The organism is Streptomyces sp. NPDC002130 (genome assembly GCF_040296465.1).
Taxonomy (GTDB): domain Bacteria; phylum Actinomycetota; class Actinomycetes; order Streptomycetales; family Streptomycetaceae; genus Streptomyces.
The window spans coordinates 1-12392 of sequence record NZ_JBEOXI010000235.1 but is presented as its reverse complement, the minus strand read 5'-3'; the positions used below and the strand labels follow the sequence as shown (position 1 = coordinate 12392).

Annotated in this window: 8 protein-coding genes and 1 tRNA gene; 4 read left to right on the top strand and 5 right to left on the bottom strand. The window is 69.8% G+C overall.

The features are described 5' to 3' along the window. Window positions 1–262 precede the first annotated feature (262 nt). From ABT116_RS32740 to ABT116_RS32725, 4 genes are all read right to left on the bottom strand, one after another. Window positions 263–1651 carry an OFA family MFS transporter gene (locus ABT116_RS32740; protein WP_351641197.1) on the bottom strand — a complete coding sequence of 463 codons (1389 nt, stop codon included), beginning with the start codon at window positions 1649–1651 and terminating at the stop codon, window positions 263–265. Window positions 1652–1773: 122 nt separating this feature from the next. Then, window positions 1774–3918 carry an acetate--CoA ligase family protein gene (locus tag ABT116_RS32735; RefSeq protein ID WP_351641199.1) on the bottom strand — a complete coding sequence of 715 codons (2145 nt, stop codon included), beginning with the start codon at window positions 3916–3918 and terminating at the stop codon, window positions 1774–1776. A 4-nt stretch (window positions 3919–3922) separates the two neighbouring features. Further along, on the bottom strand, window positions 3923–5164 hold the full coding sequence (gene frc, locus ABT116_RS32730) for a formyl-CoA transferase (protein WP_351641195.1): 1242 nt from the start codon (window positions 5162–5164) through the stop codon (window positions 3923–3925). A gap of 11 nt (window positions 5165–5175) precedes the next feature. Continuing rightward, entirely contained in the window at window positions 5176–6858 is a 1683-nt protein-coding gene (locus ABT116_RS32725) for a thiamine pyrophosphate-binding protein (protein WP_351641194.1), read from the bottom strand. 143 nt (window positions 6859–7001) lie between these two features. On the opposite strand from ABT116_RS32725, the gene sucC reads away from it, so the two are divergent. The 3 genes from sucC to ABT116_RS32710 all read left to right on the top strand — a co-directional run bounded on the left by sucC (window position 7002) and on the right by ABT116_RS32710 (window position 10715). Beyond that, window positions 7002–8132 carry an ADP-forming succinate--CoA ligase subunit beta gene (sucC, locus tag ABT116_RS32720; protein ID WP_351641192.1) on the top strand — a complete coding sequence of 377 codons (1131 nt, stop codon included), beginning with the start codon at window positions 7002–7004 and terminating at the stop codon, window positions 8130–8132. A gap of 14 nt (window positions 8133–8146) precedes the next feature. Next, window positions 8147–9025, top strand: coding sequence for a succinate--CoA ligase subunit alpha (sucD, locus tag ABT116_RS32715; RefSeq protein ID WP_351641190.1), 879 nt, complete (start codon window positions 8147–8149; stop codon window positions 9023–9025). A gap of 148 nt (window positions 9026–9173) precedes the next feature. Beyond that, window positions 9174–10715: an aldehyde dehydrogenase family protein gene (locus ABT116_RS32710; protein ID WP_351641188.1), complete on the top strand. Its 1542-nt coding sequence runs from the start codon at window positions 9174–9176 to the stop codon at window positions 10713–10715. A 54-nt stretch (window positions 10716–10769) separates the two neighbouring features. Here ABT116_RS32710 and ABT116_RS32705 read toward each other — a convergent pair whose 3' ends face one another. After that, the gene (locus ABT116_RS32705; protein ID WP_351641187.1) at window positions 10770–12101 is read right to left on the bottom strand and encodes a DUF2254 domain-containing protein; all 1332 of its coding nucleotides are present in this window, start codon (window positions 12099–12101) and stop codon (window positions 10770–10772) included. Window positions 12102–12243: 142 nt separating this feature from the next. Here ABT116_RS32705 and ABT116_RS32700 point away from each other — a divergent pair. After that, window positions 12244–12328: transfer RNA gene (locus tag ABT116_RS32700), tRNA-Leu, on the top strand. Window positions 12329–12392 lie beyond the last annotated feature (64 nt).

Genomic DNA, 12392 nt, shown 5'->3' with positions numbered 1-12392 from the left:
GATGGTGCCGCCGTCGCCCGTCTTGAGCCAGCCGTCCTCGCTGAACTTGTCGGCGGGGCGCAGCACGCCTTCCCCGGCCGGGGAAGGGCCTCCTCACGTGGGGGACGGTCAGCCCGCGGACCGAGCCCGGCCCGGGACGTCCCCGCCCGTCCCGCCGAGGCGGTGGAAGCGGAGATGGCAGTCGGTCGTTCGACGATGGGGACGGTGTACGGCGGCGGACGGTGCCAAGGATCTGCGTGCCGCGGTCGGATCCGACGTCATGTCAGGTCGTGTCCTCGCCGAGCGGTTGGGGGTTGGGGGAGATGCGGCGCGTTTCCTTGTCGCGTCCCGGCGGGGTCAGGAACAGCGCCACCCAGCCGGCGAAGAGGGAGATGGAGCCGGCCAGGATGAAGGCACCGGAGTGCCCCCATGCGCCGACGACCACGGCACCCATGCCGGCGCCCAGACCGGAGACGAGCTTGGCGCTGTAGACCATGCCGTAGTTGGACGCGTTGTTGTTCTCACCGAAGTAGTCGGCGGTGAGCGCAGCGAACATCGGGAAGATGGCACCGCCGCCGAAGCCGGAGATCGAGGAGAAGACCAGGAACAGCGGCAGGTTCTCGGCGTTCGCCGACCAGAGGATGCCGTACTGGGACAGGCCCAGGATCACACACACCACGAGCAGGCACCGCTTGCGGCCGTACAGGTCGGAGAGCCAGCCGATGACACCGCGGCCGGTGCCGTTGACGATGGCCTTGAGGGACATGGCCGTGGCCACGATCCCGCCCGCGAAGCCGGCCTCCTCGCCGATCTCCACCTGGAAGGCGATGCCGAAGATGTTCACGCCGGACGTGCACGCCAGGCAGAACCACATCAGGGCGACCCGGCCGGTCTTCCACGCCTCCTTGGGGGAGTACTGGCGCACCGCCGGCGGGTTCATGCGCATCGAGCGGGCCGCGCGCGGGTCGTCCGGCGGGTTCAGCGGATCGATCGTGGAGGGCCACCAGTTCTTCGGCGGGTCCTTGAAGAAGTAGCCGGAGAACGCGACCATCCCGGCCAGGAACACACCCACCGAGACCAGCACCCAGCGGAAGTTGGTCAGGTCCATGTAGCCGTTGAAGAGGAAGACGAAGGGCACCGAACCGTAGGCGAAACCGCCGTTGACGAAGCCGGTCTTGCCGCCCTTGCGCTCCGGGTACCACTTGCCGACCATGTTGACGCAGGTGGCGTACACCATGCCCGCGCCCATGCCGCTGAACATGCTGAAGCCGATGTAGGCGAAGACCACGTGCGGCGCGAAGGCGAGGGACAAGTAGCCCAGCAGCGTGCCGGTGGCGCCGAGCATCATGGCCCAGCGGGCCGGCAGTTTCCCGCTCTCACGCAGCTTGCCCGCGGGGAAGGCCACCGCGGCCTGGAAGAAGACCCAGACGGTCATCATCCAGAAGATGTGCATGCTGTTCCAGCTGTGCGCCGTGTGCAGGGTGTCCTCGGCGGACGCGAACGCGTACTCGGCGGAGGAGATGCCCATCATGCCGATCCAGGGCAGGATCACCATCCACTTGCGCTTGCGCCCCATGATGTCGATGTCGGTCTCACCGAGGCGGTAGACGCGACCGTTCGCGTCGGTGACCTCCCGGTAGGGAACCGTTGTGGGCAGATCGGTCGTTGTCATGTCGTGTCGCACCCCTTGCGTCGAAAGATCTGGCCAGCGCCCCCTGTCCCATGCCTTTCGTGCGCGTGCGGGTCCCGGGGCGGGCCGACGCGCACCGTCGGCCGGCCCCCCGCTCACTCACCTCATGTACCGCCCCCCAGCCGTCCCGCCTCCCGCGCCCAGCGGTACTTCGCGCCGAGCACGGCCACCGGCTTCTCGGTCGTGTACGGGTACGCCACGACCCCGCGCTCGAAGAGGTACTGGCAGGCCTCCTCGACCTCCACGTCCCCCGCGAGCGACGCCACCACGGGCTTCTCGATCCCGCGCTCCCGGAACTCGGCCACCACGCGCGCGGTGAGCTCCGCGAAGACCATGGGAGGAGTGACGATGGTGTGCCAGTAGCCGAGGACCAGCGCGTGGATGCGCGGATCCTCCAGACCCAGCCGGATCGTCGCCTCGTACGTCGACGGCGGCTCGCCCCCGGTGATGTCCACCGGGTTGCCCGCGGCCCCGAAGGGCGGGATGAACTTCCGGAACGCCTCGTCCAGGTCCGGCGGGATCTCCATGAGGGACAGGCCGTTGTCCGTCACCGCGTCGGAGAGCAGCACACCGCTGCCGCCGGCCCCCGTGATGATCACGACGTTGTCGCCCTTGGGTGCGGGAAGCACCGGCAACGCGCGCGCGTACTCCAGCATCTCGTTCAGCCCGGGCGCCCGGATCACCCCGGCCTGGCGCAGGATGTCGTCGTACACGGCGTCGTCACCGGCGAGGGCGCCGGTGTGCGAACCGGCCGCCTTGGCACCCGCCGCCGTCCGCCCGGCCTTCAGCACGACCACCGGCTTCTTCGGCACGGTCGCCCGGGCGGCCTCCACGAAGGCCCGGCCGTCCTTGAGGTCCTCCAGATGCATCGCGATACAGTCGGTGTGCGGGTCCTCGCCGAACCAGGTCAGCAGGTCGTCCTCGTCCAGGTCCGACTTGTTGCCGAGCCCGACGATCGCCGACACGCCCGTCTTCGTGGTGCGCGCGAAGCCCAGGATGGCCATCCCGATGCCGCCCGACTGCGAGGTCAGCGCCACCCCGCCCTTGACGTCGTACGGCGTGCAGAACGTGGCGCACAGGTCCTGCCAGGTCGAGTAGTAGCCGTAGATGTTCGGCCCCAGCAGCCGTATGCCGTGCCGCTCGGCGATCGCCACGATCTCCGCCTGGAGTTCATGTTCGCCGGTCTCCGCGAACCCGGAGGGGATCAGCACGGCGTTCGGGATCTTCTTGCGACCCACCTCCTCCAAGGCCGAGGCCACGAACTTGGCGGGGATCGCGAAGACCGCCACATCCACCTCTCCGGGCACGTCCGTGACACTCTTGTACGCCTTGCGGCCCAGAATGTCATCGGCCTTGGGATTCACCGGATGGATCTCCCCGGCGAACCCTCCGTCGATGAGATTGCGCATCACCGAATTGCCGATCTTGCCCTGCTCGTTGGAGGCGCCGATCACGGCGACCGAGCCGGGCTGCATCAGCCGGCGCATCGAGGTGAGGATCTCGTCGCGCGAGTATTTCCGGCGCGGCGCCGGCTGCGACTCGGCGAGGATCACCCGGATGTCGGCCGCGACGGCCCCCTCCGCCGTCGCGATCACCGGATTGAGGTCCACCTCGGCGATCTCGGGAAAGTCCGCGACGAGTTGCGACACCCGGCGGATCTGCTCGGCGACGGCCCACCGGTCCACGCCCGCCTGGCCGCGCACGCCGCGCAGGATCTCCGCCGAGCGGATCGAGTCCAGCATCGACAGCGCCTCGTCTGCGCTCACCGGCGCCAGCCGGAACGTGACGTCCTTCAGGACCTCGACGAGCACCCCGCCGAGCCCGAAGGCGACCACCTTCCCGAACGTCGGGTCCGTGACCGCGCCGACGATGACCTCCTGCCCCTTCGGCAGCAGCTCCTGCACCTGCACGCCCGAGATACGGGCATCGGCGTCGTAGGCGCGCGCGTTGTCGATGATCGTGTGGAACGCGGCCCGCACGTCGGCCGCGCCCTCGACCCCGACGATCACCCCGCCGGCGTCGGTCTTGTGCAGGATGTCAGGCGAGACGATCTTCATCACGACGGGCCCGCCGAAACGCGCCGCGAACGCCACGGCCTCGTCGACGTCCGTCGCCAGCTCCTCGCCCGGTACGGCGATCCCGTACGCGTCGGCGATCACCTTGCCCTCGGGCGCGGTCAGCGCGGTCCGCCCCTCGGCCCGCACGGACTCCAGGAGGGACCGCACCCGCAGGACCCGGTCTTCCGCCATCACGTCAGATCACTCCGTTCGACTTGAGCAGGCGCACTTCCTCGTCGCCGAGGCCGAGTTCGCCGACGTAGACCTCTTCGTTGTGCTCGCCGAGCAGGGGTGAACTGGTCACCTCGACGGGTGAGTCGGACAGCTTGAGCGGGCTGCCGACGGTCACGAAGTCGCCGCGCTCGGGATGCGGGACGGTGACGACCATCTCGTTGGCGACCAGCGAACGGTCCTCGATGATCTCCCGGGTGGACAGGATCGGCCCGCACGGGATGTTGTGCGCGTTGAGCCGCTCCAGCACCTCCCACTTGGGCAGCGTCGAGGACCACTCCTCGATCAGCTGGAACATCTTGCCGAGCTTGGGCAGCCGCGCCTCCGGCGTCGCCCACTCGGGGTCGGCGGCCAGCTCGGGCCGGCCGATGAGCTCGCTGATCGGCTGCCAGCCGACGGGCTGCACGATGACGTACACGTAGTCGTTCGGTCCGCCCGGCGCGCACTTGACCGCCCAGCCGGGCTGGCCGCCGCCGGACGCGTTCCCGGACCTGGGAACCTCGTCGCCGAAGTCCTCGTTGGGATATTCACGGAGCGGACCATGTGCCAGCCGCTGCTGATCCCTCAGCTTCACCCGGCAGAGGTTGAGGACGGCATGCTGCATGGCCACGTTGACCCGCTGTCCGCGCCCGGTGTTCTCCCGCTGGTACAGCGCCGCGAGAATCCCCGCCACGGCGTGCACACCCGTCCCCGAGTCCCCGATCTGGGCCCCCGTCGCCAGCGGCGGTCCGTCCTCGAAACCGGTGGTCGACATCGACCCGCCCATGGCCTGCGCGACGACCTCGTACGCCTTGAAGTTGGTGTACGGACCCTCGCCGAACCCCTTGATGGAGGCATAGACGATCCGTGGATTGATCTCCTGGATGCGGTCCCAGGTGAAGCCCATCCGGTCCACCGCGCCCGGGCCGAAGTTCTCGACCATGACGTCGGAGCGCCGGATCAGCTCGGTGAGGATCTCCTTGCCGCGCTCGGTCTTGGTGTTGAGGGTGATGCTCCGCTTGTTGCAGTTGAGCATCGTGAAGTAGAGGGAGTCGACGTCCGGCAGATCACGCAGCTGCTTGCGCGTGATGTCGCCGGTCGGCGCCTCCAGCTTGACGACGTCCGCGCCGAGCCAGGCGAGCAGCTGGGTCGCCGACGGCCCGGACTGGACGTGGGTCATGTCCAGGACGCGGATGCCTTCGAGGGCCTTGGTGGACGTAGCGGTCATCGGGGGGCACCTCACTTGTACATGGTCTGGTTCATGGTTCCGGGGGCGTACGCGTCCGGGTCGACCCAGACGTTGATCAGCGACGGCTTGCCGGACTCGCGGGCGCGCAGCAGGGCCGGGCCGATGTCGGCGGGGTCGCGGACCTCCTCGCCGTGGCCGCCGAGCATGCGGGCGAACTCGTCGTAGCGGACGTCGCCCAGCGTGTTGCCGATCCGCTCGCGCTCCTTGCCGTATTTGGCGGCCTGGCCGTAACGGATCTGGTTCATGGAGGAGTTGTTGCCGACGATGCCGACGAACGGGAGGTCGTAGCGGACGAGCGTCTCGAAGTCCCAGCCGGTGAGGGAGAACGCGCCGTCGCCGAAGAGCGCGACGACCTCCTTGTCGGGCCGCGCCTGCTTGGCCGCGAGCACGAAGGGGACGCCGACGCCGAGCGTGCCGAGGGGACCCGGGTCCATCCAGTGCCCGGGCGACTTGGGCTGCACGACCTGGCCGGAGAAGGTGACGATGTCGCCGCCGTCGCCGATGTAGATGGAGTCCTCGGTGAGGAAGTCGTTGATCTCGCTGACCAGGCGATAGGGGTGGATGGGTGAGGCGTCCGACTTCAGGTTGGGCAGCCGCTTCTCCAGAGCGGTCTGCTCGGCCGCCCGCAGCTCGTCCAGCCACTCCTTGCGCCTGGACGCACCGCCGTTGATGCGTCCGGAGACCGCCTCGGTCACCGACTTCAGCACCAGACCGGCGTCGCCCACGATGCCGAGGTCGATGTCGCGGTTCTTGCCGACGGTGCGGTAGTCGAGGTCGATCTGCACGACGGTCGCGTCCGGCGACAGCCGCTTGCCGTAGCCCATGCGGAAGTCGAAGGGTGTGCCGACGATGACGATGACGTCGGCGTTTGAGAAGGCGTACCGGCGCGAGAGCTGGAAGTGGTGCGGGTCGCCGGGCGGGAGGGTGCCGCGTCCCGCGCCGTTCATGTAGGCGGGGATGTTGAGGGTCCGTACGAGCTCGATGGCCGCTTCGGTGCCCCGGGTCGTCCAGACCTGGCTGCCGAGCAGCACGGCCGGCTTCTCGGCGTGCACCAGCAGGTCGGCGAGCTTCTCGATGGCCTCGGGGTCGCCGGCGGAGCGGGTCGAGGCGCGGTAGGTGCCCTCCTGTGGGACGCGCGCCTTGGCGGCCGGGACCTTGGCGTCCAGCACGTCGCGCGGAATTTCCAGGAAGGAGGGTCCGGGCGCGCCGTGGAAGCACTCGCGGAACGCCATGGACACCATGTCCGCCGCACGGGCCGTGTCCGGCACGGTCGCCGAGAACTTGGTGATGGGGTTCATCATGTCGACGTGCGGCAGGTCCTGGAGGGACCCCATCTTGTGCTGGGTGAGTGCTCCCTGACCACCGATCAGCAGCATCGGGGACTCGGCGCGGAAGGCGTTGGCGACACCGGTGACGGCGTCGGTCGTCCCGGGCCCCGCGGTGACCACGGCGCAGCCGGGCTTGCCGGTGATGCGGGCGTAACCGTCGGCGGCGTGGGCGGCGACCTGCTCGTGGCGTACGTCGACGACCTCGATGCCCTCGTCGACGCAGCCGTCGTAGATGTCGATGATGTGGCCGCCGCACAGCGTGTAGATGCGGTCGACTCCCTCGGCCTTCAGCGCCTTGGCTACGAGATGACCACCGGAAATCAAGTCCTGGGTGTCGTCGGGCATGGCGAAGTCCTGTCCCTTCGTAGGGGGTTGGAGCGGCTCGCAGTACATTGCATACAGTCGACGAATACTGTATGAAGCTTGTTATCCCGCATCCGGTGGGTGGTGTCCAGGGGGCGTGCGGCACTTTCAGTCAGGAGCCGGAAATGGACCTGTACGAACACCAGGCAAGGGAACTCTTCGAAGAACACGGCATCTTGGTGCCGAAGGCCGAGGTGACCGACTCGCCCAAAACAGCGCGCGAGATCGCACGCGGGCTCGGCGGCCGGGTCGTGGTGAAGGCCCAGGTGAAGACCGGTGGGCGCGGCAAGGCAGGCGGTGTGAAGCTCGCCGCCGACCCGGCCGCCGCAGAGCTGACCGCACGCCAGATTCTCGGCATGGACATCAAGGGACACACGGTCGGCAAGGTCATGCTGGCTCAACCGGTCGACATCGAGGCCGAGTTCTACGTGTCCTGCGTACTCGACCGCGCGGCGGGCCGGTTCCTCGCGATCGCCTCGGCCGAGGGCGGCATGGACATCGAGGAGGTGGCCGCCACCCGTCCCGAGGCCGTGGCCCGCGTGCCGGTCGATCCCGCCGAGGGCGTCACCTCCGCGAAGGCGGGTGAGATCGCAGAGGCGGCCGGGCTGCCGCCGCAGACCGTGGACGTCATCGTCCGGCTCTGGGAGGTCCTGGTCCGTGAGGACGCCCTCCTGGTCGAGGTGAACCCGCTCGTGCGCACCCGGCAGGGGCAGATCCTCGCCCTGGACGGCAAGGTCACCCTCGACGACAACGCCCGTTTCCGACAGGCCCGGTGGGGCGCCGACGACGTGGAGCACGACGACTCGCTGGAGGCCGCGGCCGCCGCCAAGGGCCTCAACTACGTCAAGCTCGACGGCGAGGTCGGCATCATCGGCAACGGGGCGGGCCTCGTCATGTCCACCCTCGACGTGGTCGCGGGCTGCGGCGCGCGACCCGCCAACTTCCTCGACATCGGCGGCGGAGCGAGCGCCCAGGTGATGGCGGACGGGCTGTCGGTCATCCTCTCCGACCCGGCCGTGAAATCCGTCTTCGTCAACGTCTTCGGCGGCATCACCGCCTGCGACGCGGTCGCCGACGGCATCGTGCAGGCCCTGGAAACCGTCCGGTTGACCAAGCCGCTGGTCGTCCGCCTGGACGGCAACAACGCGGCCCGGGGCCGGACCATCCTCGAGGAGCACGCGCATCCGCTGGTCCAGCAGGTCACCACCATGGACGGCGCCGCCGCCCGTGCCGCCGAACTCGCCACCACAGCCTGAGGAGAGGGAACGCCATGGCCATCTACCTCACCAAGGAGAGCAAGGTCCTCGTCCAGGGCATGACCGGCGGCGAGGGCATGAAGCACACCCGGCGCATGCTCGCGGCCGGCACGAACGTCGTCGGCGGTGTCAACCCGCGCAAGGCCGGCCACACCGTCGACTTCGACGACCGGGCCGTGCCCGTCTTCGGCTCAGTCGCCGACGGCATGCGCGCCACCGGAGCGGACGTCACCGTCGTCTTCGTCCCGCCCGCCTTCGCCAAGGCGGCCGTCGCCGAAGCCACCGACGCCGGCATCGGCCTCGCCGTCGTCATCACCGAGGGCATCCCCGTCCACGACTCCGTCGCCTTCACCGCCTACGCCAAGGACAAGGGCACTCGCATCGTCGGCCCCAACTGCCCGGGGCTCATCACCCCCGGCCAGTCCAACGCGGGCATCATCCCGGCCGACATCACCAAGCCGGGCCGGATCGGCCTGGTCTCCAAGTCCGGCACGCTGACCTACCAGCTCATGTACGAGCTGCGCGACATCGGCTTCTCCACCTGCGTCGGCATCGGCGGCGACCCCGTCGTCGGCACCACGCACATCGACTGCCTCGCCGCCTTCCAGGACGACCCCGACACCGAACTGATCGTCCTGATCGGCGAGATCGGCGGCGACGCGGAGGAACGCGCCGCGGCCTACATCCGCGAGCACGTCACCAAGCCCGTCGTCGGCTACATCGCCGGATTCACCGCACCCGAGGGCAAGACCATGGGGCACGCGGGCGCGATCGTGTCCGGTTCCTCCGGCACGGCCGCCGCGAAGAAGGAGGCCCTGGAGGCGGTCGGGGTGAGCGTGGGCAGCACACCGACCGAGACGGCGAAGCTGGTGCTCGCGCGACTCGAAGACTGATGGCAGGGCCGCGATCGTGCTTGCGCGGCGCGTAGGCCTGGCGGCAAGCCGGGCCGCGATCGTGCTTGCGCGGCGCGTAGGAAAGCCCGTCAGCAGGCCATCAACACCCCTCCCGCCCCCGACTGTGCACCGAGAGCGGAGCAACCCCATGGCACCCACCCTCACCCTCAAGACCGGCACGTCCTGGCCCGACGCGTGGCAGCGCTGCCTCGCCGTCGCTCCCGAGGCCTTCCGTGACGACCGGGTCCTCAACCTCTGGAACGGCGCCTGGCAGGAGGACGGACGGGTTCTGCCCGCCGTCAGCCCGGTCGACGGCAGCCCGATCGCCGGCCCGCCGCGCCTGGACGGAACCACCGCCCACCGGGCCGTGTGCGCCGCACTCGACCAGCACCGCGCCTGGCGGCACCTCCCCCTGGAGGAGCGCCGGGCCCGGGTCGCGGCCACCCTCGACGCCCTCACCGAACACCGCACGCTGCTCGCCCTCCTGCTCGTCTGGGAGATCGGCAAGCCCTGGCGGCTCGCCCAGGCGGACGTGGACCGGGCCATCGACGGGGTCCGCTGGTACGTCGACGGCATCGAACCGATGCTCGCCGGCCGCTCCCCGCTGGACGGCCCGGTATCCAACATCGCCAGCTGGAACTACCCGATGAGCGTGCTCGTTCACGCATTGCTGGTCCAGGCACTGGCAGGCAACGCGGTCATCGCCAAGACCCCGACCGACGGCGGTGTCGCCTGTCTGACCCTGGCCTGTGCCCTCGCCGCCCGCGAGGGAGTTCCCGTGACCCTCGTCAGCGGCAGCGGGGGCGAGCTGTCCCAGGCGCTGGTGCGGGCGCCCGAGATCGGCTGCGTCTCGTTCGTCGGCGGCCGCGACACCGGCGCCGCCGTGGCCACAGCAGTCGCCGACCTCGGCAAACGACACGTACTCGAACAGGAGGGACTCAACACCTGGGGCTTTTGGAACCACTCGGACTGGGACACCTTCACCGCGGTGATCCCCAAGCTCTTCGACTACGGCAAGCAGCGCTGCACGGCGTACCCGCGCTTCGTCGTTCAGCGGCACCTGTTCGACGCGTTCCTGGCGGCGTACCTCCCGGCGGTGCGCACGCTCAGAGTCGGGCATCCGCTCGCCGTGGAGCAGGGCGACGATCCGTACCCGGAGCTGGACTTCGGGCCGGTGATCAACGCGGCCAAGGCGAAGGAGCTGCAGGACCAGGTCGCCGTGGCGATCGAACGCGGCGCCGTACCGCTGCACCGCGCCACACCCGACGACGCCCGCTTCCTGCCCGGCCAGGACACCTCCGCCTACGTCCAGCCGGTCACGCTCCTCAACCCGCCCTCGTCCTCCCCACTGCACCACGCAGAGCCGTTCGGCCCGGTCGACACGATCGTCCTCGTCGATACGGAGGCGGAGCTGCTCGCCGCGATGAACGCCTCCAACGGCGCGCTGGTCTCCACGCTGTCCACGGACGACCGGGCGACGTACGAGCGGCTCGCCCCGCACATCCGCGCGTTCAAGGTCGGCCATGGCACGCCCCGCTCCCGGGGGGATCGCGAGGAGCTGTTCGGCGGGCTCGGCGCGTCCTGGCGCGGCGCGTTCGTCGGCGGCGACCTGCTCGTGCGGGCGGTGACGCGGGGACCGGAGGGGGAGCGGCTGCCGGGGAACTTCCCGGAGTACCAGCTGCTGCCCTGACGAAAGGGGGTGCGCCCGACGCGGGTTCGCCGCGTACCGCCACCAGGGCATCGCTCAGCCGATGCCCTGCCGGTCCGGGCGCAGGGCGAAGTCGCGGTCCGGCGCGGTCACCGCGGCGAGATCGACCGCCTGCCGGAGCAGCTCGCGATGGCGCAGCAGCGGCTCGCGGCGCTCCGGCGGCGCGAGCAGAAGCAGGTCGTCGAGACCGGCCAGCATGCGTCGGGAGACCTGCGGGCTGCCGATGGCGCACCCCCGTGTCTCGGTGAACCCGAGATCCACCAGCTCGGTCCAGCCGGGCACGGGCTGCACCAGCCGCACCGCACCGGCCCTGTCCCGGTGCAGGGCGGCGTCCAGCGGGCGCCTGCTCAACGCGGCCAGGAACTGGACGATGCGGTCCAGCGCCTGGACGGCGGTCGTCGGATCGTTGACAGCGGGGGACAGGCCGCGCAGCGCGATGTCGGACAGTTGCCGCAGCCCGAAACCGAGATCCTGGTGGTAGGTCCGCTCCACCCCCACCGAGATCGCGTAGCGCAGCGCCCTGCGCGGCGGGACCGGCCCGCCGTGCACCGCCAGCACGGGCATGCCGGGCACCACGAAATCCCCGATCCGCGGGATCAGCCGCAGCACGACCCCGTGCTTGCGCGCCGCCCGCACCAAGCGAGCGATGTGCACGTCCCGCAGCACTCCGGCCCGGCCCTCGTGCGGCACCCGCGCGGTCTCCGCACCGAGGACCGGAGCCTCCTGCCCGCCCACCGGCACGGGCATCGAGGCGACCACCCGGAACGACTCCGAGGCGATCCGTGCGATCACATGGCTGATCCGCATCAGACGCAGGGTGGCGTTCACGTACAGCACGAAGAGCAGCAGGCTCAGGGCGACCATGCAGAGGGTGAGGACCGACTGGACCAGAGGCACCGTCGTGACGGCCCGGGGGTCGTCGACGGTGTCGAAGCTCGTCAGGACCAGCAGGGTCAACACGAAGGTCGACAGGAAGACCGCGAAGGTCGCCTTGGTGATCCGGCTCCGCACGAAGAGCCGCACCACGCGCGGGGTGAACTGCCCACTCGCCATCTGCACGGCCACCAGCGAGATGCTGAAGACCACACCGATGAAGGTCATCATCGCCGAGCCGACGGCGCTCACCACGGCCTTGGCGTCCTCCGCGAACCGCAGCAGCTCGCCGAGCATCTCGTAGTCACGCTCCTGCTGGAGCGCGTCCACGATGGCCGTGTCGAGCGCCTCGGCCCCCACCCAGACCACGAAGACACCGACCATCGCCGCGGTGGGGGCGAACCAGAACGTGTCCCGCAGATGCTCCCTGAGCGGCGACAGCGCCCGCGGGCGCCGCCCGGCAGCAGGGCTCTGCGTAACCTTCCAGTCACTCATGGTGCGACCCTAGAGGTATCGGTGCGCGAGGTCCCGGACCCCCGCCAGGCGCACGGAAACGCAGGTGAAAGGCGCTCCGAAAGCTTGGTATGGTTGTCCATGTCGCCGCGGGGAACACCCCTGGCACGGCGGCAGGCACCTGGTCCGGGTGGCGGAATGGCAGACGCGCTAGCTTGAGGTGCTAGTGCCCTTTATCGGGCGTGGGGGTTCAAGTCCCCCCTCGGACACAGACCAGCTCGGGCGGGTCGAGAGCCGCAGCGGCAGCGATCGCCGGGGTGCTCACCGGTGTCA